This window comes from Ancylomarina longa (genome assembly GCF_003996985.1).
Lineage (GTDB): Bacteria > Bacteroidota > Bacteroidia > Bacteroidales > Marinifilaceae > Ancylomarina_A > Ancylomarina_A longa.
Genome location: NZ_RJJX01000018.1, coordinates 1 through 22,379, shown reverse-complemented (window position 1 = coordinate 22,379; position 22,379 = coordinate 1). Strand labels below are relative to the sequence as shown.

20 protein-coding genes are annotated in these 22,379 nt (G+C 35.5%); 10 read left to right on the top strand and 10 right to left on the bottom strand.

The genetic code is table 11. The features are described from left to right. Nucleotide 1: 1 nt before the first annotated feature. The 7 genes from DLK05_RS12165 to DLK05_RS12135 form a co-directional block, all read right to left on the bottom strand. A complete protein-coding gene (locus tag DLK05_RS12165; RefSeq protein ID WP_127344278.1) occupies nt 2-991 on the bottom strand; it encodes a porin in 990 nt (329 codons plus the stop codon). Between the two features lie 5 nt (nt 992-996). After that, nucleotides 997-1,374 carry a rhodanese-like domain-containing protein gene (locus DLK05_RS12160; RefSeq protein WP_127344277.1) on the bottom strand — a complete coding sequence of 126 codons (378 nt, stop codon included), beginning with the start codon at nt 1,372-1,374 and terminating at the stop codon, nt 997-999. A gap of 12 nt (nt 1,375-1,386) precedes the next feature. Beyond that, nucleotides 1,387-2,139 (bottom strand): sulfite exporter TauE/SafE family protein, encoded by a 753-nt coding sequence (locus tag DLK05_RS12155; RefSeq protein WP_127344276.1) that lies wholly within the window; start codon nt 2,137-2,139, stop codon nt 1,387-1,389. 252 nt (nt 2,140-2,391) lie between these two features. Then, entirely contained in the window at nt 2,392-5,481 is a 3,090-nt protein-coding gene (locus tag DLK05_RS12150) for an efflux RND transporter permease subunit (RefSeq protein WP_127344275.1), read from the bottom strand. A 3-nt stretch (nt 5,482-5,484) separates the two neighbouring features. Then, nucleotides 5,485-6,534 carry an efflux RND transporter periplasmic adaptor subunit gene (locus DLK05_RS12145; RefSeq protein WP_127344274.1) on the bottom strand — a complete coding sequence of 350 codons (1,050 nt, stop codon included), beginning with the start codon at nt 6,532-6,534 and terminating at the stop codon, nt 5,485-5,487. Further along, complete coding sequence (locus DLK05_RS12140; RefSeq protein WP_127344273.1) at nt 6,531-7,814, bottom strand: TolC family protein; 1,284 nt, start codon at nt 7,812-7,814, stop codon at nt 6,531-6,533. The genes DLK05_RS12145 and DLK05_RS12140 overlap by 4 nt, the downstream gene beginning before the upstream one ends. A gap of 70 nt (nt 7,815-7,884) precedes the next feature. Further along, on the bottom strand, nt 7,885-8,475 hold the full coding sequence (locus DLK05_RS12135) for a TetR/AcrR family transcriptional regulator (RefSeq protein WP_127344272.1): 591 nt from the start codon (nt 8,473-8,475) through the stop codon (nt 7,885-7,887). Between the two features lie 146 nt (nt 8,476-8,621). On the opposite strand from DLK05_RS12135, the gene DLK05_RS12130 reads away from it, so the two are divergent. The 3 genes from DLK05_RS12130 (at nt 8,622) to DLK05_RS12120 (ending at nt 12,764) form a co-directional block, all read left to right on the top strand. Beyond that, nucleotides 8,622-11,165, top strand: coding sequence for a phosphoenolpyruvate carboxylase (locus DLK05_RS12130; protein ID WP_127344271.1), 2,544 nt, complete (start codon nt 8,622-8,624; stop codon nt 11,163-11,165). A 97-nt stretch (nt 11,166-11,262) separates the two neighbouring features. Next, the gene (locus DLK05_RS12125) at nt 11,263-11,904 is read left to right on the top strand and encodes a tRNA (guanine-N1)-methyltransferase (RefSeq protein WP_127344270.1); all 642 of its coding nucleotides are present in this window, start codon (nt 11,263-11,265) and stop codon (nt 11,902-11,904) included. A gap of 185 nt (nt 11,905-12,089) precedes the next feature. Continuing rightward, a complete protein-coding gene (locus DLK05_RS12120) occupies nt 12,090-12,764 on the top strand; it encodes a ferric reductase-like transmembrane domain-containing protein (protein ID WP_209319861.1) in 675 nt (224 codons plus the stop codon). 20 nt (nt 12,765-12,784) lie between these two features. Here the strand turns inward: DLK05_RS12120 and DLK05_RS12115 are convergent, their stop codons facing one another. Next, nucleotides 12,785-13,459, bottom strand: a complete 675-nt coding sequence (locus tag DLK05_RS12115) for a Crp/Fnr family transcriptional regulator (RefSeq protein WP_127344268.1) — start codon at nt 13,457-13,459, stop codon at nt 12,785-12,787. Nucleotides 13,460-13,655: 196 nt separating this feature from the next. On the opposite strand from DLK05_RS12115, the gene modA reads away from it, so the two are divergent. Genes modA through modC form a run of 3 tightly spaced genes read left to right on the top strand, consistent with a single transcriptional unit; the run spans nt 13,656 to nt 16,276 of the window. Next, nucleotides 13,656-14,441 (top strand): molybdate ABC transporter substrate-binding protein, encoded by a 786-nt coding sequence (gene modA, locus DLK05_RS12110; RefSeq protein ID WP_127344267.1) that lies wholly within the window; start codon nt 13,656-13,658, stop codon nt 14,439-14,441. 1 nt (nt 14,442) lies between these two features. Beyond that, complete coding sequence (modB, locus tag DLK05_RS12105; protein ID WP_209319860.1) at nt 14,443-15,138, top strand: molybdate ABC transporter permease subunit; 696 nt, start codon at nt 14,443-14,445, stop codon at nt 15,136-15,138. Between the two features lie 43 nt (nt 15,139-15,181). Beyond that, nucleotides 15,182-16,276: a molybdenum ABC transporter ATP-binding protein gene (gene modC, locus DLK05_RS12100; protein WP_127344266.1), complete on the top strand. Its 1,095-nt coding sequence runs from the start codon at nt 15,182-15,184 to the stop codon at nt 16,274-16,276. 8 nt (nt 16,277-16,284) lie between these two features. On the opposite strand, the gene DLK05_RS12095 is transcribed toward modC, so the two are convergent. Further along, nucleotides 16,285-16,533: a DUF3820 family protein gene (locus tag DLK05_RS12095; RefSeq protein ID WP_235831996.1), complete on the bottom strand. Its 249-nt coding sequence runs from the start codon at nt 16,531-16,533 to the stop codon at nt 16,285-16,287. 155 nt (nt 16,534-16,688) lie between these two features. On the opposite strand from DLK05_RS12095, the gene DLK05_RS12090 reads away from it, so the two are divergent. Further along, complete coding sequence (locus tag DLK05_RS12090) at nt 16,689-17,180, top strand: GAF domain-containing protein (RefSeq protein ID WP_127344265.1); 492 nt, start codon at nt 16,689-16,691, stop codon at nt 17,178-17,180. Nucleotides 17,181-17,208: 28 nt separating this feature from the next. Here the strand turns inward: DLK05_RS12090 and mnmA are convergent, their stop codons facing one another. Beyond that, nucleotides 17,209-18,333, bottom strand: a complete 1,125-nt coding sequence (gene mnmA, locus DLK05_RS12085; RefSeq protein ID WP_127344264.1) for a tRNA 2-thiouridine(34) synthase MnmA — start codon at nt 18,331-18,333, stop codon at nt 17,209-17,211. A gap of 141 nt (nt 18,334-18,474) precedes the next feature. Between mnmA and DLK05_RS12080 the strand changes: the two genes are divergently transcribed. The 3 genes from DLK05_RS12080 to DLK05_RS17540 all read left to right on the top strand — a co-directional run. Beyond that, nucleotides 18,475-20,514, top strand: coding sequence for a M13 family metallopeptidase (locus DLK05_RS12080; RefSeq protein WP_127344263.1), 2,040 nt, complete (start codon nt 18,475-18,477; stop codon nt 20,512-20,514). 559 nt (nt 20,515-21,073) lie between these two features. After that, nucleotides 21,074-21,739 (top strand): hypothetical protein, encoded by a 666-nt coding sequence (locus DLK05_RS12075; protein WP_127344262.1) that lies wholly within the window; start codon nt 21,074-21,076, stop codon nt 21,737-21,739. Nucleotides 21,740-22,180: 441 nt separating this feature from the next. After that, nucleotides 22,181-22,379 (top strand): hypothetical protein (locus tag DLK05_RS17540; RefSeq protein WP_209319859.1); only part of this gene is annotated, 199 nt, incomplete at its 3' end.

The window sequence follows — 22,379 nt, the reverse complement described above, 5'->3', positions numbered from 1 at the left end:
TTTATTGAAAAAAGATTTGCATTTGAATGCTGGCAAAGTAATTATTAGCAACAACATGAGATAATTTAAAACCATTGTCGAACATCAATTTCAACTTATCCTTATTTATTAAGTAATTATAACCTAAATGTATAAGGGGAGAATCGTCGGTGTTTTTAATGAGATCAGAATATTTTTCCCACGAAATGGAAAATTGACTCTTTCTTACTTTCAAACTAGCTAAAATATAGTATCCATCCGCTATGGCGCGATTTAAACGAGCATATAAATATTCTGTTTGAATCTGAAATGATTTTAGATTATATTTTGCAAACAGATTATAGCGAAAATCATTTCCACTAAACCGAAGAGAATCAGGTAATATCTTGAGCAACTGAAGTTGGCTTGCCTTGCGATACATCGCTGAATAACCTAGATCGAAGTGTTTATTTAGGAGATGGAATACCGTTTTGTTCGTTATCATGATACTTTTATTATCCGAACGGTATTCTTTTGTACCATACCCATTAAAAAGTCCAAGCCAACTTTCTATATTCTTATTACCATTATGAATATTTCCTTCTATACCAATATCCCTCACGCCTAAAGTGCCATTAGGTATCAAGGCATTAATTACATGGGTTCTTTCCATGAGAGGGATATGATAATCATGTTGAAAGCGTTGCATGCTGTAATTAGGTACAAATTGACCGAATGTAATCTTTAGATTATCCATCTTATAAAAAGCAAAAGCATCCTGCAGGGTAAATTTCTCATTCTGAAAACTGGTGAGTGTCGTTTGAACTTTAAATCCCCAATTAGCCTGGAAATCCGAACCGGAATGAATCCATAATTTCATCCTGCGCATTGCAAAGGAATTGGATCCGTTAGAACCAGATGAGTATCGGATTTGGGCGTAGCCATTCCAATCAACCACTTGTTTTTTTTCTGCAAGCTGTGCGTAGGATGAAAAATTGAATAGAAATAATAGTAAGAAAAAGATTACTCTCATTTGAATTATAAGTTTTTAAATATAAATCCAGGTTTTAAGGCTCCTGCAATCTCTTCATTACCTGCTTCTATCCATTTAACTTTCTCGAATCCTTTGGAGAGTAAATAAATGTAGGCCCATGCAGATCGGGTTCCAGAGGAACAAAAGGCTCCAATTACTTTATTTTTAGGAAGCTCTTTAAAACGATCTGGTAATTCGTCAATTGGAATATGGATTACCTCTATATTGAAATGCTGAAAATTAAATTGAAATGTTTCCACTTCTTCTTTTGCCCGAACATCTAAAAAGATGGCATCCCTTTGTTCGAGGAATGATTTTACAGCAATTTTGTGTTTTCCTGTACCTAGATAGGAAAGTTTCATTTTTTTTAGTGTATTATCCATTTTTATTGATATTTAAAAAGTGAAATTATTAATTATAGGCCAACTCAATTTTATAGCCATTAGTAATAAAATAAATGCGAGTATTTTTTTGACAATACCTGGTTTTAATTTCTTCTGCATAAACATTGTCCCAAGCGTAGCCCCTGCAAGTCCGGCTATAGATGCTATAGCCAAAAGTTCCCAATTTACGCTTCCCATCGACCAGTAGGTTAAAAAGCCGGAAAAGGAAGAAAAAGGCACAACAAAAGCCGTTATAGATGCTATTTTTTTTGGATTAAACCCTAACATAAGCATTAAGGGAGAAATTATTCCTCCTCCGCCAATCCCTAGTAAGCCTGATAAAAGTCCAGCAAAACCTCCAATTAATGAAAGAGCAATAAAAGGTCTGTCTGTTCGGTAAGTTTCTTTCTCCTTTTTTTTATGAAAAAGAAACATGAAGCCGGAGAAAAGTAAAAACCCAACAAACAAAAGCAGAATAATTTGTTTGGAGAAAAAATGAGAAATATAAGCTCCAACTATAGCAAAAAGAAAAGAAAAAATTATGATTGGAATTCCTATTTTGAAATCTAATCGCTTGTGCTTAATATTTGAAATACTAGCACCGGTAAGGCTAACGGTATTATAGAATAATCCTACAGGCTTTGCTATTGTTATTGGAATTCCTAATGATACTAAAATAGGAATCAGAATAATGGCAGCTCCAACGCCTCCCAGAGAGAAAATAAAGGCTGCTATAAAAGAAATAATACCAATTATATAATCCATGTTTTAATGTTTTTTTAAGGATAAGTTGCTTGAATGGTTTATTGAAATTTCTGAATATATTGAATCAAGTTTTATGAACGTATTTAGTATTTCGCAAAAATACGAAAAGAATATTTAAACTATCAAAATTTTAAAATAAATTATTGTTTAAGTTGTAAGATTTTTAAATGAAAAATTTGAATTGAGGATTAAGTTTTCCACTCCAAAATATATCCTTTGCAAGATCGGATATTTTTGGAGTGGAATTTTATTCTATTGTTTTACAGGAGTTTTTGCTTTGTCGTGATCGAATATATAAGCATATATTGGAATGAAAATTAATGTAAGCAAGGTTCCTATAAGAAGACCACCAATTGCCACATCAGCAAGTGGGCTTAATCTTTCTAAACCAACAGCCTGTTCTAGCGCTATAGGTATCATTCCAGCGATGGTACCAAAGGCAGTCATCATTACCGGACGAAAACGAACTCTTACACTTTCAACAGCACTATCGTAAGCAGATTCACCATTATTTCGATGATGTTGATAGAAATCAATAAGCAGTACTGCATTTTTAATAATTATACCAAATAGCAATAGTATTCCTAACATACTAGGCAAACAACTCGGTTTGTGAAATATTAGCATTCCCCACGAAGCTCCAATCATTGAAAGAGGGAGTACCAAAATCATTATAATGGATAGTCTTACTGACTTATAGATTGCAATAAGCATCATTATTAATACCAAAATTCCAAGTGCAATAGCTTTCATCATTCGTGTGAAACTATCATTTATTTGTGCAATATCACCTTCTTGAGAGAAAATTACATCTCCATTATTTGCTTTAATTTTTTGAAGCGCAAGTTCCGCATCATCGGTAAGATGAGTGATAGGCCTTTTGGTTCTATAACCGTTAATATCGAGACTATAAAGTAATTTATCTCTTTCGATCTTAGCAAATGTTAGTTGTCTGGATACTTTGGCCAGCGTTTCCAGAGGAACTTCTCCCATTTTCGTGTGTATTGGAAGTAAGCGTAAGGTTTGTTCATTCTGACTGAATTTTCCTTTAAGATACAGTCTTACTTTTTGTGTGTTTAATGATTGTAAATCTGCATTTAAACCCACAACTTGTCCTTGTACCGGTATTTGCATTGCAATTTGGTAGGGTGTAATACCATAGCTCAAAGCTTTATTCTCATTAATATCAAGTACAATTTCAGTAAAATCTCTATCCCAACTTCGCGAAACAGACGTAAGGCCTTTTACTTCTTTAATTGCTTTATCTACTGCGTAGGATTTATCTGCCAATCCGTCAACAATAGGCGATTTTAGCCTGACATCTACTGATGCTTTTATCGAGGAAACCGCTGTAGCACCAAAATCAAAAACATCAATCTTTTTAGCTCCTTCTAAATTGGCTAGTTTATCTCTTAAGATATTCTCAATTTCCCAAATATTTTGTTTTCTGCTAAAGCGATCAACGCAGTTAATGGTGATTGTTGCTTCGGCAGGTAGATTACCACTACCTAAACTAAGCACACCAGCTTCTGTACCAAAGGCAACTGAACTTTTTCTTGTCCAGCTTTGTTCGTGTAACCATTTCAGGAAAGGTTCAATTTTATTCTCGGCACTGTTTACTGTTTCGTTAGAACTAAAAGCTATTTGTGCTTTTATTATTCCTGTATCCATTGGAGGCATAGCGTCTTTTCCAATAGTTGGCAGGATATTTTTTACGCTTAATATTAGTAAAGCTAATACACCTAGACTTAATAAAATTCTTCGGAGAACTTTTCTTCCATTATTTGAAAACTTTATCACATTTACATATGGAGTAACTAATTTTCCCATTGAATTATCGTAAAGTTTATCGAACCATAACTCAAATTTAGTTTTCTTACTTCCCTTTTTGTAAAGTACTGTTAGTAGTCTTGGAATAAATGTTATAGCAAGGAAGAAGGAAATTAGTAAAGCAATAATTAATGTAAAAATAAGCGGTTTAAAAATTTTCTCGGGAAATCCACCTACAAACATTAATGGGAAAACAATGGCAATAGTTGCAAGTGTTCCCGACCAGATAGGAGCAATAACTTCTTTGGTTCCATTTTTTATGGCGGTTTGCAGATCTTCATGCATCTCATTTAAATGCCGTTCCACATTTTCAAGAACTACAACAGCATCATCCGTTAACATTCCCAGTGCCAGTATAATTGCTGTATAGATAACAATATTCAGACTACCACCGGTAAGCCATATTACTGCCATAGTAGCGAAAAACACCATAGGGATGGATAAGGCTGCTGCGGCGATTGCTCTAAAATTACCTAAGAAGAATAAAACAACAAGTAAGGTGAAGATAATAGCATCGCGTAAGGCCGAAAGCATATTGCTATTAGATAATTGAATAAGATCTCGCTGTGTGTCGGAAATATCAAACCGTATATTTGGGTATTGAATTTCCAGTTTTGCCATTTCTTCTCTTGCGGCATTACTTACACTAAGAACACTACCTCCGGGAGAACGTTGTATGGCTAATGCTATGGCTGGTTTTGCATTTCCAATATAACCGCTCATGCGTTTTTTATATCCCCATTTTACATCGGCAATATCGCTAAGCCGAACATTTGGCATTACGGTTAATTGCTTTAATTTTTCAATTTCGTCTTTCTCTCCGTAAAAGGTTATGGTATAAAAATTATTGTCTCCTTTAACAAAGCCTATGGGCATATCGCGATTAAGCGTTTGAAGTGCCATAGCAATTTTGTCAAACTCAATATTATAACGTTTCGCTTTAAATGGATCAACTTCAATGTTTATGGCACTTTCATAACCCCCAAAAACTTCCACATTACCTATATTCGAATTGCTAAGCAGGTATGGTTTAATAAAACTATCTGCTATTTTCCGAATATCTCCCAAATTTACATCATCTGTTTTGGGAGATAATGAAATAACATCTACAGGAAGTGTGAAATCACCTGCTGTATAAATTGCAGGATTGGCATTTGCCGGTAGATTTCCTTTGGCAATTGATAATGCATTGGAAACATCAACCGCTGCAGCATTTAAACTTTTCTTGTAATCAAAATCGGCTTTTACAATTGAAAAGTTAGCTACATTCACTGAACTAATATCTGTAACCAGACCTAAACGAGAGATTTCTTGCTCAATTGGTTTCGATACAGTATTGGCAGCAACCTGAGCGGTTGCACCTGGAATTTTAGTAATAACAATTACTTGTGGAGGATTTGCATCGGGGAACAGATTTTTGGGAAGCGTAACCAATGCTATTACTCCAATAATAAAAAAGCCCGCGATGATTGAGAAAAGTAAATAGGGTCTCTTATAAAAATATTCAAACATAATTTAGTCCTCCTTAACTTTTAGTGAAATACCACTTAATAGTTTTAAAAGAATGTCCTGTTTAGCTACTACAATTTCTTTTCCTTCCAGATTATTATTGCTGATAACAACACCTTGCTCGCCACTTTGAATAATTTGAACTTCTTTCGATTCAACCTTTTCACCATTTCTAACTAAAACAAAACTTTTTCCATTTCTGTCTAATATTGCATCGAAGGGGAGTTTAATAGCTTTTCCTTTATATACTTCTACAGCAACTTCAACTCGATCATCGGCTGTTAAATTCGTTTCGTCAACAAATACTTTATATTCAGCCAATCCGTTAAATGTACTATGTAAAGGTATTGCATCATAGCTCTTGTTATTCGAAACTACTCCCCAGATTTGTAGATCCGTAGGTACACGAACAAGCAATGAAAATCCTTTTTGAGATTTAAGAGATATGATTGGTCGTCCTGGTGTAGCTATATCTCCAACATTCATTCTATTGTTAGAAACTCGACCGGACGTAGGTGCCAGAATATTGGCATAGGATAAATTATTATTTAAATTATTTAGATTTTGATTCAGTCCTTCAATATTAGATTCTATTTCTGCAATTTTACTAATTTCCATTTCCGATTGCTCGATGGATGCACCTTTTACAGCTAATAATTCTAAAGTTCTCTTATGAGTGGCTTGAAGGTTTTTAAGTCCTGTTTGAGCCGATAATATTTTTGCTTTTATGCTTTGGATACTACTCACAATACTCGTATTATCAAGATGAACGATAACATCACCTTTATTTACGAAACTACCACTGGGCTTCAGATAATCAATTCTGGTAGCAATCTTAGCTGCCAAAACTACATCTTTGTCATTTTCAACAATTGCCAGGTAAGGTAATGTTAGTTGAACATTTTCCAGAACTGGCTTAATTGTAGAAGCCACTATCGCGTAAGACTTGGCAATAGGCAAATTTGAATCTCTTTTTTGGGCACTTTTTAAGATTACAACTCCCAATACTATTATAACCGCTACTACTGCGATTCCGATGATTGTCTTTTTGTTCATTTTACGATCTCCTCAATATTATTTCCATAAATAACGCTTAGTTTCATTAATGTTTGCCATTTTTGAGCTTTGGCTTTAAAAAGCTTAGATTTTTCTAAAATCAAATCATCTTCATATTTAAGATAATCTTCCATTGATATTTCATCTGTTTTATAGGATACCTTAGCAATTGCCAGTAGTTGGTCTTTATCTTCTACACTTTGCTTGTATAATTGAATGCTGCTTTCTATTAACAATAAACTTTTTTGTAGTTCCTCGGCTTGAGCTTCCAATTCAATACTCATTTTTTGAAGATCATTTTGAGAAGATTCAAAATCTAGTTTGCTTTTTTTGATATGAGCATACTGATCTTTAGCAAATAATGGGACTTTTAAAACTAATCCTGCCGTAGTGTAATCCTTATTGATGTTTTGGTTGTTATTATAAGATTTTGCAAAGCTGTTTGTGTAATTAGCTTGCAACATTAAGGAAGGTAACAGTTTCTCTTTTTCAGCTCTGTAATTTAATTTATTAGCATCCACTTTTTTTCGAAGCGGATCGAGTGATTTTATTACTCCTGCTTGGTAAGTACCAACCTGCTCTATATTGATAGGTTTTTCTAAACTAATTCCTGTAAGGGATTTAATAACCGATATTACACCTTCTTGCTGTATAGCTAGTTCGTTTTTTAAAATATCTATTTGATGGAGTCCATCATTAATTTTAAGAAGTGAAGATTCCGGAGCTCTTCCATTATTTACCTTGATATGAACAAATTCTAATGTTTTAGATAGGGAAGATTTCTTTTTTTCTAATGCTTTATTCAAAGCTTGCAAATAAGTGAGATTTGCATTTGCTCCCACAATAATGGCCTCATTTTTAAGAAGATTAATGTATTTTTGATCTTCTGCCGATTGCACTAATTTTTTTGCTTTAGCAGCCATAGGAAAAATAGAAGCAACCAAAACAGGCATGGATATGCTTGTTCCAATCCGAAATATATTTTCACTAAAAGGTTGAGCTCTGGTTTCATCTGCTTTATATGCAAATAAATCATTTAAAGGCAAGGGTAACATGGCAGCAGCTTTCGAGGAATGATCATAACGGCCAAATAAATCTACTTTTGGATACAATTTACTATATGCTAATTGCTTGCCAGTTAGTGCTTGTTGCACTCTGAATTCATCCTGAAGAGATACAGGTTGAGATTTTAGGGAATCAAATAATTGCCCTATATTTTTTACTTCCTGGGCTCTCAAAAGTATTGGGCTGAGAAGAAAAATCATTAATATTTTTTTCATTTTTTAATGTTTTTTAGAAAGATGAACATCTTTAAAGTAAGTGTTTACTTACATAAATTATCAAAAAAAACTATACTTGAAGAATTTTTAATAATAAACTCATCATTTTATTACAAAAATTATCCATGTGAAATACTCCGTTGTTTAATATCAGTTCTATGTTTAATGATACTGGAATTCCCATGTACAACATGGCCAGATTTTCGGTAGGTATGTTTTTATCCCATATTTCATCGGCTATACCTTCAGCAAATATCTTACAAACCAAATTCTTTTGAGAATTAAATATCTGATTTAAAATATTTTTTAACTCTGAATCATTGTTATGAGAGGCTTCAGAAAACATAAGCATTGTGATTCCCTTATTTTCTGTTAGGTATTTTACGGTTTTACAAAGAAATAACTTCAATTTATCTTCTGGTGCAGATTTTGAATATGCGATCTCTTTTAAAGCGTCTATAAAATCATGTTTAACGTCTTTAATGATCGCTAGAACAATTTCTTGTTTGCTTGCAAAATGACGAAAAATAGTTGCTTCACTCATTCCGATACGTTTGGCTAGGTTGCGAGTAGATAGGTTCTTTAATCCATCTGCATAGATGATGTCTAAAACGGCCTGTTTGATTTGCGCTTGTCTTGTTTCCGTTGATTCCCTCTTCATGAAGTAAGTATTTACTTACAAAGGTAAATTCATTTTTTTAAATTCAAAATATATTTTCCTTTCTAATTGTTCTTTTAATATTCTTAGCTTTTCTATCTTCAAGTAATAATTTGGTTTTTTTATAAAGGGAAAATAATTCAAGCAATATGCAATCGGAAAAATTTCAAAATGAAGTAGCATTAAAATACCATTTGTACAATAGCATATTCATGACTTTACCGCTAGATGGAATTCATGGAACCGGTATTTTAATTCCCCTTTTAAAAGACGAATGTTTGCAAGGACTGGAAGAGGGAAAATCTCCAGTCGAAATTCTCAATCATTTTTTCGAGAAACAAACTGGTTTTCGTTCAGAGAAGGAGAAAATCGATTTCATGTTTCGGGTAATTCATTACATTGAACGGCAAGTGGTTCTTTTAGATTCCTTAGAGGATGCCGCATTCCTTAAATTATACGATAATAACGGAGAAGGAAGTTTTCGCACTTTAAAGGAAAGACTTAAATGCGAAGGGCGATCGGATGACTTTTACGAGGAATTAAAACAATTTGCAGTTCGTATTGTATTAACTGCACACCCAACACAATTCTATCCAAGTACGGTGTTGGCAATTATAAACGACTTGATTGATGCTATTCAGCAAAATGATCTGATTCAAATAAAGATTCTACTTACTCAATTGGGTAAAACACCATTCTTTAAGAAGGAGCGACCTACACCGTTCGACGAGGCCAAGAGCTTGAGCTGGTATCTTGAGCATATCTTTTATCAATCGGCTTCCGATTTATATGGCAAGCTTTATACAGATACGAAGCAAGACAAAATTGGAACTCCTATTCTATTTGGCTTTTGGCCTGGAGGAGACAGAGATGGAAATCCGTTTGTCAGTACCTCAACAACCTTGGCTGTAGCCAATAGATTGCAAACCGTTTTGTTTTCAAATTACTACAACGATATTAAAATATTAAGAAGGAGATTGAGTTTTAAAGGGGTGTACGAATTGGTGGTTGAATTAGAGGAAAGGGTTTTAAAAGCAATCAATTCGAAAAAATATACTGTCGAAATAGACGCTTCGCAGATGTTACATTATCTCGATCAGATCGAAAAAATATTGATAGAGGAGCATGATGGATTTTTTATGGATTTGTTAAAGCAATTCCGAAATAAGTTGGTATTGTTTGGTTCTCATCTGGCGAGTATTGATATAAGGCAAGATAGACGAATTCTGAAAAGTGCATTCGAAGTTTTGTGCAAAACAGCTCCGGAATTAAAATCCGGAAAAATGCCGACGGATTTAAAGGATTTAATGGAAATGCATTCATCGGTTTCCTTGTTTCAGACGAATGATGAAGTTTATAAGGATACCCTTAACCTCTTTAGTACCATTAAGGAAATACAAGAGAAAAATGGAGAACCGGCTTGTAACCGTTTTATTATCAGTAATTGCAGAGATGCCGAAGATGTGGCTCGGGTATTTGCCATGGCACGTATGTGCGAATGGCAAGACCAGATTCCGTTGGATATTGTTCCACTTTTTGAAACGATTGAGGATTTGGAACAGGCAGATCAAACCATGCAGAAATTGTACAAAAATGAGATTTATGCCAGCCATTTAAAGCAGCGTGGGAGGAAACAAACGATTATGTTGGGATTTTCGGATGGCACAAAAGATGGTGGATATCTTTCGGCGAATTGGAACATCTATAAAGCAAAAGAAAATATAACTCGTTTATCGAGAGAAAAAGGAATAACGGTAGTATTTTTTGATGGACGGGGAGGACCACCAGCTCGTGGAGGTGGAAATACGCATAAGTTCTACTCTTCGTTGGGAAATAATATCGAAAATCAGGAAATCCAGGTTACCATTCAGGGACAAACAATTAGCTCCAAGTTTGGCACGCGGGATTCTGCCATGTACTATCAGGAATTACTGATAACTGCGGGATTGGAAAACAGATTGTTCGAAGATCAGAATAAACAATTCACGAAAGAAGATAGGGAGGTAATGGAGACGTTATCGAAATATAGCATGGAAGAATATTATCGCTTTAAATCTTCGGATAAATTTGTTTCCTATCTGGAAAATAGGAGTGCTTTGAAGTACTATGGCAAAGCGAAAATAGGAAGCAGGCCAAGCAAAAGAAAGCAAACCGAGAAATTGAATTTTGAAGATTTAAGAGCAATCCCTTTTGTAGGAGCTTGGAGCCAGATGAAGCAGAATGTGCCTGGTTTTTTTGGAGTAGGAAGTTCCTTAAAGAGATTGGAAGAGGAAGGACGTATGGAGGCATGCAAGCACTTGTATCAGAATTCTTCCTTCTTTCGTACGTTGGTTGAAAATAGTATGCAATCTATCTGTAAATCTAATTTTAAGTTGACGGAGTATATGAGAAATGATCAGGAGTTTGGCGATTTCTGGGAGTGGATACATCGGGAATATCAACTAAGTATTGAAATGTTATTAAAAGTTTCAGGGCAAAAGGAATTAATGGAGAATGCTATGGAATTAAAGGATTCTATTCGTTTACGTGAAGAGATGGTTTTACCTTTAATATGCATACAACAATATGCATTAATAAAAATCAGGGAAATGGAACAAAATAAGGTAACAAAGCTGGAGAAATACAGTATATTACAAAAGTTAGTCATAAGATCTCTTTATGGAAACATAAATGCAAGTAGGAATTCGGCTTAAACTTGTTTAAGAAAAATTATTCCGAACTTGCAATTTTCTTTGATGAATATCGTTTTCTTTGTAGTAAAAATTATATAATCTAGAAATACCACTTAAAATGCACAAAACAGTTCTTTCATTTATCCTCGTTCTTTTCGTTTCTTTTTCTATTCAAGCACAGGATACGCTTCAAAAGCAAGCGGAGAAAACTCCCGTTAGAAAAAAGCGAGTAATTCCTTCTCTTATCGAAGGTTCTCTTCAAAGTCAATTTGACTTTATGATGACAAAATCAAACACCTATCAGGAATATAAAGTGGTGAGTACGAAGTGGCTGAATAAATACCAATCCAATGTTAGTGATTCTCTAAAACAAATGAGCTTGCAATTAGTGGATACAAAGTCTGTAACCGATAAGCAAAATAAAGAGATTGCAGAATTGAAGGATGAATTGCAAAATGTGAAGAGTAAATTGGACGACACTGTGAATTCGAAGGACAGTATGAAATTCTTTGGAATAGAGATGCCTAAAGGAACTTATAATACTATTATGTGGGTGTTAATTTTAGGTTCGTTGATAGTGGCAGCAGCTTGTTTTATGCTTTTTAAAAGAAGTAATATCGTAACCGTAGCCACAAAAACGACATTGGAAGAGGTACGTGAAGAATTTGATACGCATCGCAAGAATGCATTGGTGAGGGAACAAAAATTAGCTCGAAAACTTCAGGATGAAGTGATTAAAAATAAAAATTTAGGCTTATAATAAGCGCAAAGCGTAAATGTTAAAGAACGGGACTCTCCTTAGAAAGTCCCGTTTTTTGTATTTCTATATGCAGTGTTTTATAAATTTTAGCTGGATCATTATACCTGAATCTAGGTATTTAGAATTTGCTTTTACTTGTTCATCTTTGTTAGCGTTAAAAAAAAGGAGAAATAAATATGAGTTGGATGAGGAAAAATTGGGCATGGATACTCGTAGTTATCATTGCAATTGTACCATTAATTAACATTTTTAGTGCGATAAGCTTAAATTTCACTAATCGATCTTTCGATTTTATACTTTTTGATGATTATGAGTTACCGGATCATCTTGCAGAACAATTGGGTAGAGATGTGATTCCCGGAGTGAAGATTGCCATTCATCAAACTGGAGAGTGGGCCATCCGTTGGATGATTGCTGTTTTATTAATTTCGCCTTTTCGGATTGTGTTTGGCACAAAAAATAATTTGTACGTTAGGCAGGCCATGGGAATTTCGAGTGGTGTTTATGTTACGCTACATTTTTTCTTCTTTTTATATTCCGAAGGGATTTTAGCCGTGTTTTCTGAATTTAATTTAGTTTTCGGATTAATTGCGAGTCTGATTATTCTGATATTAATGATAACTTCTAATCGTAAATCAATGAAATTCCTGAAAAAAGGGTGGAAGAAGATACATCGTTTTGTCTTTGTAGCGATAAGCTTGTCCATTTTACATGTTGTACTTCTGGAAAAAGGATGGGCACTTTATGCCATTGTTTTTGTGATGGGATTAATAGTAAGGTACAAGCCTATTCGATATCGATTGGAGACGAGTAGAATACGCGTTCCCTGTAAAAAGTTAATTCAACAGAAAATAAGATGAGTTGTAAAAATGAAAATTGTCTATTCCAAAGCTTTGGGATTTCTAACCAGAATTCTTCTTCGGTCGTAGGTAATGATGTTGCTTCGCTCTAAATCATTTAAAGTGGTAGTAACTGTCTGTCGGGTGGTGGCAGCCAGGTTTGCAATATCCTGATGGGTAAGATTTAGCCGGATTTCTCTTTCATCACCAATTTTAATACCATGTTCATCAATTAAATCCAGGAGTAAACTTTTCACACGTTCCGATGCGGATTTAAACCACATTCTTTCCAATCGACTTCGTACCTTCATCAATCGAAACCCGATTAGTTTTGTGATTTGGAGACTCAATCGGGGATGAGTGGCTAAAAAATTTTCAAATTCACGTACATCTACATAGCAGATTAGCGCATTTTCGGTAGTAGCTGCAATCTGCTCTCGGTTTTCCTGTCCGATTATTGCTAATTCTCCAAAGATCTCACCGGGTCCTAATATGGCATAAATCATTTCTTTGCCATCATCGGAGAAGGAAGAAATTTTAACTTTTCCTTTTTTTAGGAAATAGATAGAATTAGAAATATCGCTAGGTAGGTAAATGATTTGATTCTTCTTTGCTTCAATCATTTTTGCACGATCACTCAGCTCCATTTTTTCTTTCATGGAAAGGGAATCAAGAAAATTAAAACTTTCGAAGTACCAGAGAATGTTTTTTTGCATGAATTTGTTCTTAAGTTGAAGTTGGAATGAGTTTCCAAATTACAAAAAATTATTTAAAGTGATTTAAAATAAGCGATAGCTTTGATGAGCTTAACGGAGCTCTATGCAATAGCTTAATGTGATTCTTAATGGTAGAATATCTTTAAGACAGTTAAAAATTTAGTATTTTCAGAGCTTTAAATTATTTCAAGAAACAATGTCGAGAATAGTCCTTAGGAATTCATATCAATTGTTCTGTTTTATTGTACTGTCGTTCTTGCTTTTCTCTTGTTCTGCAAAGCAGAAAAAGGAGAAGGTGCTAACGGTTTACACCGCAGCAAGCGTAAGCAAGGTGATGCAACAAATTGCTACTGATTTTGAAAAAGATACTGGTATTGTCTTGCGAATTAATGTCGCATCATCAGGCACTCTGGCGCGCCAAATAGAAGCAGGAGCCAACTTCGACTATTTTATCTCCGCTAGTAGGGAATGGATGGCTTATGTGGATTCTTTGAGCCTTGTTGATAGGGGATCTATCTCTACAATGGCAAATAACCGTATTGTGGCTGTTGTTCCGGTTTCCAATACTGATTTGATGATTGGTGATAGCGATTTAAGTCATTTTTCATCTCTATTTAAGGGAAGACTTGCGATTGGTGATCCCAGTTATGTTCCGGTTGGGAAATATGCGCAGCAAATCATTCAAAAATATAAATGGGAAGCCGATTTAAAGAATAGATATTTACCTGCAAAGGATGCGCGTGATGCCTTATTTATGGTGGAGATGGGCGAAGTAGAAATGGGAATGGTATATTATTCTGATGCTTTGCAATCGAAAAAGCTTAGAATAGTGTATAAATTTCCAATTCAAGCAAGTGCCCCAATCCGTTATTATGGTGCAACCGGGAAAAAGCAAAACAAAACATTGACACTGTTTGTGAATTATATGCAAAGCGAAAAAGTGCATCAGATTTGGGTAAAGAATGGTTTTAATCACAATTAATATGAGAAATTGGTTTCATTTTTCGGATGCTGAGCTCAACGCAATAGGATTATCCTTACGCGTAGCATTATGGTGTTCCGTTCTGATATTGCCGCTTGCAATATTTTTAGCTTGGTATTTGGCGCGGAAGAGTTTTAGGGGAAAGCCTTTAATTGAAGGACTCATCAACTTACCATTGGTACTTCCTCCCGTTGCAACGGGATTTGTCCTTTTGTTGCTATTCGGAACCAAAGGAATCATCGGTAGTTGGTTATTCGATTGGTTTGGAATACGCATTGCCTTCACTTTTTATGCCGCAGTGTTAGCCTCTATGATTGTTGCATTTCCTTTAGCCGTGCGGGCAATAAGACTATCCATCGAAATGGTTGATCCCGGTTTGGAAGCTGCCGCAAAAACCTTGGGTGCAAATAGCTTTCAGAGCTTTATGCGAATAACATTACCATTGGCTTTACCCGGTATTATAAGTGGATTTGTACTTACTTTCGCCCGTTCGTTGGGAGAGTTTGGCGCGACGATTATATTTGCCGGGAATATAAGTGGCGAAACCCAAACCATCCCTTTGGCACTTTTTAGTCAGATTCAAATTCCGGGACAGGAAACAGCAGCTTTTCGTTTGCTAATGGTTGCGGTTATATTTTCTTTTTCTGCCATGGTGATTTCTGAATACCTGGTGAAAAAAGTTCACGAAAGACGATGATTTCAGTAATATTAAAATTAAGCTGATTTAATACAGATTCAACATGCATGCATTAAGTGCCAAATTAAAAAGAACAAAAGGAAATTTTACTTTGAATGTAGAGGTGAATTTCAGAAAAGGAATTACAGGCATTTATGGTCCCTCCGGAGCTGGAAAAACTACGCTCCTTCATTTGATATCCGGTTTAGAATATCCCGATGAGGGGAATATTAGCATTGCTGAGGAGGTAATAGTTGATTCGCAAAATAAAATATGGACTCCATCGCGGAAACGAAAAATTGGCTATGTTTTTCAGGAAGGGAGATTATTTCCCCACATGACCGTGCGGAAAAATTTACTTTTCGGCACTATTTTTCAGTCGAAGGATAAACCATTAATTGCTTTTGATGAAGTTTTACATTTGTTGGAATTGGAGCCTTTGGTAGATAAACGTCCCAGTCAATTATCAGGAGGAGAGAAGCAAAGAGTTGCTATTGGCAGAGCCTTATTAAGTGCTCCTAAGCTGCTTCTTATGGATGAACCATTTTCCTCTTTAGACATGGCACTTCGCAGACAAATCATTCCTTATCTGATTAAAATCAACCAACAATTAAACATACCCATGTTGGTGGTAAGCCATGATTTACCCGATTTATTAAGTCTCACCAGAGAATTATTTTTGCTTAAAAATGGATCTGTATTGGGGCATGGGAAATATATGGAATTGATTGAAAAGGAAAATATGCTTGATGTGATGCGCGGATCGGGATTAATGAATGTAATTCCATTTGTTGTAGAAACCCATGATAAGGAAAACGGCCTAAGCATTTTGGTAAATAAAGATGCCAGTCAGGAAATAAGGGTGGAGCGGGAACTAATAAAGGATTGCTGTTTGGTGGGGGAACAGATGAATGTATCCTTACGACCCGAAGATATTGCGTTAACCTTAAAGGAAATCTCCGATATTTCCATCCGAAACCAACTTCCGGGAACTATTGTGAAGTTAATCAGGAAAGAAAATCGGATTTATTGTATTGTGGATGTCGGCTTTAAATTGATTGTTTCCATAACGCAAGCATCGCAGCATAAAATGGATTTATGCGAAGGAAAACACATCTGGTGTTTATTCAAATCCATGGCGCTGCTGGTTAATGTTTAAGCTAATTTTTACTGATACTTTCGGCATAAGGGACGCAACATTTGCTCCAGACCATTCAATTTAATCTCATAAACCGAAGCCAGCATTTCCCCAAGTTTGCCAGCAGGAAATCCTTTCTGCCGAAACCAAACCAAATAAGGTTCCGGTAGATCGAGCAAATATCTTCCCTTGTATTTTCCGAATGGCATTCTGGTTTGAATTAATTTGATTAATGCTTCATTCATTGCTAATTCATTACTTCCCTTGTCCTGCTCCATTGTAAATTCAATATTAAATCGCTCAAAGTAAAATTTTACTTCGCACTGCAAATATATTTCAGAAATGCTTAGAAAGCGATTACTTTTTATTGTTTTTCCGACCGATTATTCCTTAACTTTATTAATCAAAAAACGAAAATATAAAAAATAGGGGTATGGAAACAGAAGCAAATATTGCCATGAATCCGGAGATAATACAGAAATGGCAGCAGAAGATAAATTTATTGCATGAATTATTGGGCGTGAAGGCAGCTTTAATTATGAAAGTTCATCCACTCGAAATAGAGGTACTCGTGCGTTCTACCAATTCGGATAACCCATTTAATGTTGGGGATAAAGGGGAAATTAATATCGGAACCTATTGCGATACAGTAGTAGGTAGTGGAAAACAAGTTGAAATTACTGATGCGGAAATGGACGATTTCTGGAAGGAAAAACTACCTGTGAATAATGGATTGGTGTGTTATCTTGGCGCACCCATTTTATTTCCGAATGAGGATTTGTTTGGAACCATTTGTGTGATGGATCAGACGGCAAGGAAATTTACGGGATTGGAGAAGAAATTATTCAATCACTTTCAGGAAAGTATCGAGACCGATTTGGTATTGGAGGAGCAAAGAGTATGGATTGATAAAAAATCCGACTAAAAAGTGTGGTGGGTTGCATTGGCATCTCTTAGCTTGCAAATCCACCACCAATTAATTTACTGCCAATATAAAAAGCAACTGGTTGACCGGGAGCAATTGCCCAAGCTTCCTGTTCTAATTCTACTTTTAGTTCTTTTTCATTAATCAGGCTAATACGACTTAATCCATCGGGATTTAATCCCAAACCACGAACCACTGTGGTGATATTTGTATCTTGAATATCCGCGATATCATGAAAATAGTAATCGTAAACCCGAATATCTTTTCGATTCAAATCTTCCCTTTTTGCCAGGATTAATGTGTTGGTGTCTGCACATATTTTACTTACCATCATTCCTGATTTTACCTCCAGATCCAATCCTCTTTTCTGCCCAACGGTATAGTAGGGATAACCATCATGCCAGCCCAAATGATTTCCATCGGTATCTAATACTGCTCCTTTACCAATTTTATCATCAAGATTGGGAATCATTTCTTTTAAAAAGTCCCGATAGTCCTTATGATCCATAAAACACACGCCCATGCTTTCCTTTTTTGTTGCTATCTCGGGAAAACCATGTGCTTTGGCTATCTCACGAACTTCGTGCTTGGTATATTTGCCGAGCGGAGTGATTGTTCGCTGGAGAATTTCTTGCGGCAGATTCCATAAAAAATACGATTGATCCTTCACCGGATCAAATCCTTTATGGATGTAGGCTGTCTGCTGTTCTTTTAAGATTTGTATATAATGGCCGGTGGCAATAAAATCGCATTCCAGTTGATTGGCTTTCTCCAGCAATAATTTCCATTTTAGTTGCGGATTGCAATGAATACAAGGACTAGGTGTTCTGCCAGCAAGATATTCATCTAGAAAGAATTGAATGATTTTTTCGCGAAATTCCCTACGTGCATCTATCACATGATGTGCAATTTTCAACCTTGTAGCCAATGCTTTTGCCTCCTGAATATACTCCGGATAGGCAGTTTTTGCATTAAAGGAATAATCCGTATTATAAAACCAAAGAGAAACACCAATCACCTCAAAGCCTTGTTCCTTTAGTAATATTGCAGAAACAGAAGAATCGGTTCCCCCGCTCATTCCCAATACTACTTTTCTCTTTGTTTTGGTGCATTCAATCATATTTCGCTCGAAATGGTTTATGCGTGCAAACATATTGCTTTCGGATAAGATATCAAAGCCTCACTCATCGGGCGAATGTCTATTCTTATCGAAAAAAATATACATTTATCTTAAAAATCTCTATTTTCGCAAGGATGTTAGAAAATTTTAAATACTTCAATAAATTATAAACACATGAAAAAAATTACAGGGGGCATAATGGGATTAGGACTTATCCTTGCCGTTACTGCTGGTTGTTCACAGCAGAGTCCGAAAGGAACTGGAGTAATAAAAAAAGAGGATATGGATTTATCCGTAAAGCCAGGGAATAACTTTTTTGAGTATTCAAACGGAACCTGGATGAAAAATACTCCCATACCAGAAGATAGAAGTCGTTATGGTGCTTTTGATATTTTGGCGGAGAATGCCAACGAAGCAATTCACGATCTTTTGGAAGAAGCAGCAAAAACTAAGGATGCCAAAGAAGGTAGTAACTTGAAGAAGATTCAGGATTTTTATGCTACCGGTATGGATACTGCCAAAATAAATGCTGTAGGCATAAAACCATTACTTCCTGAGTTTGCAAAAATTGATGCAATTCAGAATAAGGAAGACTTATTAAAATCTTTGGTTCATCTTCATAAAATGGGTGTAGGTGCCTTTTTTGGTGTGGGAGTAGAGCAGGATATGAAAAACTCAGACATCAATAGAATGTATCTTTCGCAAGCAGGTCTTTCTTTACCTGATCGCGATTATTATACCAACGATGATGAGAATAGCACTAAAATTCGTGCAGAGTATATCAAACATCTAACTAAGATGTATGAATTGATTGGCGACGAGGAAGCAGTTGCAGCGAAAAAAGCAGACAAAATCATGGCTTTGGAAACTCGCATGGCACATGCCTTTAATACCAGATTAGAAAATAGAGATTACACCAAGCTTTATAATCCTAAAACATTGGATGAAATGGCGAAAGCATATCCTAATTTTAATTGGAAAGAATATTTTAAAGATTTAGGTGCTGATATTAAAACTTTTGTTGTGCTTACTCAACCTAAATATATGGAGGAACTGAACCGTATATTGGGAGAGAACAATTTGGAGTCTATTAAATTGTATTTGAACTGGAAAGTGTTAGACGAATCTGCATCCTATGTAAATAAAGAAATTGCAGATCAGAATTTTGCCTTCTTTGGTACTGTTTTATCAGGTACTAAAGTTCAAAAGCCAAGATGGAGAAGAATGTCTAGTGCTACTGGTTCTGTATTGGGAGAGGCAGTTGGACAATTATATGTAGAGAAATATTTTCCTGCTGAATCCAAAGAGCGGATGATTAAATTGGTGTCTAATTTAAAGAAAGCACTTCACAGCAGAATTGAGAAATTGGATTGGATGAGCGATTCTACTCGCAAGCAAGCATTAATTAAGTTAGATGCTTTTGGTGTGAAGATCGGTTATCCTGATAAATGGAAAGATTATTCGAAATTGGAAGTGGGTACAGATTCTTATGTGCAAAATATTGGGAGAGCCGGAGTATTTGCTTTCAATAAAAATCTCGAAGATCTTGGAAAACCAGTAGATACCCAAAGATGGGGAATGACTCCTCAAACTGTAAATGCTTATTACAATCCAATGTTGAACGAGATTGTATTCCCAGCTGCAATTCTTCAACCTCCTTTCTTTTATAAAGATGGTGATGATGCTGTAAATTACGGTGCCATTGGTGTAGTTATTGGTCATGAAATGACTCACGGATTTGATGATTCTGGTCGTAGATTTGATAAGGATGGTAACATGAGAGACTGGTGGACTTCTGAAGATGCGAAAAAATTTAAAGCGAGAACTCAAAAATTAGTTGATGAATTTGACAGTTTTGAAGTAATTGATGGAATGCATGTGAATGGTAAGTTAACTTTAGGTGAGAATATTGCTGATTACGGTGGGTTAACTGTTTCTATGGAGGCATACAAAATGGCTTTAAATGGTAAAAAACCAAAAGATATTGATGGTTTTACTTATATGCAGCGATTCTATTTAGCTTATGCTAAGGTTTGGAGAGGTAATATAAGAGATAAAGCATTGAAACGTAATTTGAAAGAAGATGTTCATTCTCCTGGAAAATATCGTGTAAACGGTGGATTATTTAATATTCCCGAATTCTATACTGCTTTCGGAATTACCGAGAAAGATTCTTTGTATCGTACCGAAGAGCAAAGAGCTAAAATTTGGTAAATACCAATTATTAGAGTTTAATAATATACTATGGGAGGACGCAACATGTTGCGTCCTCCCTTTTTTTAAAATTGCCCAGACCCGTCAGGTTTTTTAAATCTGACGGGTCTTATTTTATAAGCAAGTTTTCGCATAGCTCCCTCAAAAAGGTGTAAATTCTCCTTCGTTCCTATTTGTATGAATCTTGTTTATTGTTATTCCTGCCCCCTAATTTACCGATTAAGTTATAGTAGGAATCAGGGAGAAGTTGGCAGATAAGGTTAATCTGAATTTATCATGTAAAAGAATTGTTATTGTGTACGAAATAGGCTTAAAGTCTGATAAAGCAAATTTAGCAGCCAATAATCTGAATATTTATTTCTGTAGACGGAAAATAAATGTTAAATTAGTATCTGATCATAAGGAAAGATATACTGCAATGGCAGATGTTTAGTAGGATAGGGATGAATTTAGAGCTGTTTGGCAAGAGGATGTGTTGTTGGAAGGATCATTTAATTATAAAAATGTACAGTTAACTCACTCCGGTGAACCTTTACTAATAAATTAATTTTTTTTAAAAATGGCAAAACTATTAAATGACAGAATGTCGTCGCAAGTGCACATCAGTAATGCTAACCGACATGCCCGATTGTGTAAACGTACCAAAGGAGCTGAAGCTTTAGCCGAAGCTATTGCTCCGAAAGTTATTGTGTTGAAAGACAAACGTGAGGCAACTCTTACACAAAAAGAGGTACGCGATGCTGCCTACGACGATGTAGTTTATAACGATGCTGCTTTGGATGATACCATTCGTAACATATCTGATTCGGCAAAGCAATATGATCGTAACAATCCGGGACGACCAATCTATAATCTGTTATTCCCCGATGGTAAATATTCCGACATTGTTCGTGCACCTTTCGTAAAAGAACTGGGTTTGGCAGAACAGTTATCGGAGCGATTAAAATCTTTGGGTGCAGAACATGAACTGTATGCACATGTAGCTCCTTTAGGCGCTGCAATATCTAATATGCAAGGTAGCATGAAGAAACTCGACGAGGAGGAATTAAAAGTGAAAACAGCAACAGCCAACGAAGAATTGGCTCAGCTGGAATTGCGCAAGCAGTACGAATTCAACTATCTGGATGCCGCAAAACTATTCGGTAAAAAATATGCCGATAGATTGTTCCCAAAATCGGTTTCTAAAGCAAAAGCAGAGCCGGAAGTAAGCTCTGCCGAAGCGTAATTTGGACTAAAACACAGGAAAGTATGCTTTGCAAGCTTGCAAAGCATATTTTTCTAAAATCGAATGAACTTTGCAGGCATGCAGAGTTCATTCTACCACAATCGAACGAACTTCTCCTGCATGAAAAGTTCACTCCACTCAAATCGAATCAACACCACATGCGTGTAAAGCATACTCTTCTACAATCGAATGAACTCTGCAGGCTTGCAAAGTTCGTTCTACCGAAAAAAAATGAATTTCACCTGCGTGCAAAGTAGACTCTACTGCGTTGGGGAGGTCTTTGCAGGCTTGCAGAATATATTTTATTGTTTTTTGATTATAAAAACACAAAAAATGAGGGCTTACTACTTTGTCCAATTCAGTGCCTTATAAGCAAGCAAAATCAACATTGTGTATCTTATTTGAAGAGGTATAAACAACTAACTATTAAAATTTGAAATTATGAAAGTTAAAATGAAATTATTTTCGGTATTCTTAATGTGTTTTATCTTATTTACAGCAATAAATCGTTGTAGTGACCATGATAATAACAACTTGGTAAATGGCGTTGTTGTTTATCTAGGATCCCCTGCAGCTGACGGTTGTGGTTGGGCAATCAATATAAATTCAAAAGTTTATAAACCGATTGAGCTACAGGAGA

What these genes read in the sequence shown, in the direction of transcription:
- DLK05_RS12075 (WP_127344262.1), top strand. Translation starts at nt 21,074, where the DNA reads ATGGCAAAACTATTAAATGACAGAATGTCGTCGCAAGTGCACATCAGT.
- DLK05_RS12155 (WP_127344276.1), bottom strand. Translation starts at nt 2,139, where the DNA reads ATGGATTATATAATTGGTATTATTTCTTTTATAGCAGCCTTTATTTTC.
- DLK05_RS12135 (WP_127344272.1), bottom strand. Translation starts at nt 8,475, where the DNA reads ATGAAGAGGGAATCAACGGAAACAAGACAAGCGCAAATCAAACAGGCC.
- DLK05_RS12150 (WP_127344275.1), bottom strand. Translation starts at nt 5,481, where the DNA reads ATGTTTGAATATTTTTATAAGAGACCCTATTTACTTTTCTCAATCATC.
- DLK05_RS12130 (WP_127344271.1), top strand. Translation starts at nt 8,622, where the DNA reads ATGCAATCGGAAAAATTTCAAAATGAAGTAGCATTAAAATACCATTTG.
- DLK05_RS12090 (WP_127344265.1), top strand. Translation starts at nt 16,689, where the DNA reads ATGGAAACAGAAGCAAATATTGCCATGAATCCGGAGATAATACAGAAA.
- DLK05_RS12125 (WP_127344270.1), top strand. Translation starts at nt 11,263, where the DNA reads ATGCACAAAACAGTTCTTTCATTTATCCTCGTTCTTTTCGTTTCTTTT.
- modA (WP_127344267.1), top strand. Translation starts at nt 13,656, where the DNA reads ATGTCGAGAATAGTCCTTAGGAATTCATATCAATTGTTCTGTTTTATT.
- DLK05_RS12120 (WP_209319861.1), top strand. Translation starts at nt 12,090, where the DNA reads ATGAGGAAAAATTGGGCATGGATACTCGTAGTTATCATTGCAATTGTA.
- DLK05_RS12080 (WP_127344263.1), top strand. Translation starts at nt 18,475, where the DNA reads ATGAAAAAAATTACAGGGGGCATAATGGGATTAGGACTTATCCTTGCC.
- modC (WP_127344266.1), top strand. Translation starts at nt 15,182, where the DNA reads ATGCATGCATTAAGTGCCAAATTAAAAAGAACAAAAGGAAATTTTACT.
- mnmA (WP_127344264.1), bottom strand. Translation starts at nt 18,333, where the DNA reads ATGTTTGCACGCATAAACCATTTCGAGCGAAATATGATTGAATGCACC.
- DLK05_RS12095 (WP_235831996.1), bottom strand. Translation starts at nt 16,533, where the DNA reads ATGGAGCAGGACAAGGGAAGTAATGAATTAGCAATGAATGAAGCATTA.
- DLK05_RS12115 (WP_127344268.1), bottom strand. Translation starts at nt 13,459, where the DNA reads ATGCAAAAAAACATTCTCTGGTACTTCGAAAGTTTTAATTTTCTTGAT.
- DLK05_RS12140 (WP_127344273.1), bottom strand. Translation starts at nt 7,814, where the DNA reads ATGAAAAAAATATTAATGATTTTTCTTCTCAGCCCAATACTTTTGAGA.
- modB (WP_209319860.1), top strand. Translation starts at nt 14,443, where the DNA reads ATGAGAAATTGGTTTCATTTTTCGGATGCTGAGCTCAACGCAATAGGA.
- DLK05_RS12160 (WP_127344277.1), bottom strand. Translation starts at nt 1,374, where the DNA reads ATGGATAATACACTAAAAAAAATGAAACTTTCCTATCTAGGTACAGGA.
- DLK05_RS12165 (WP_127344278.1), bottom strand. Translation starts at nt 991, where the DNA reads ATGAGAGTAATCTTTTTCTTACTATTATTTCTATTCAATTTTTCATCC.
- DLK05_RS12145 (WP_127344274.1), bottom strand. Translation starts at nt 6,534, where the DNA reads ATGAACAAAAAGACAATCATCGGAATCGCAGTAGTAGCGGTTATAATA.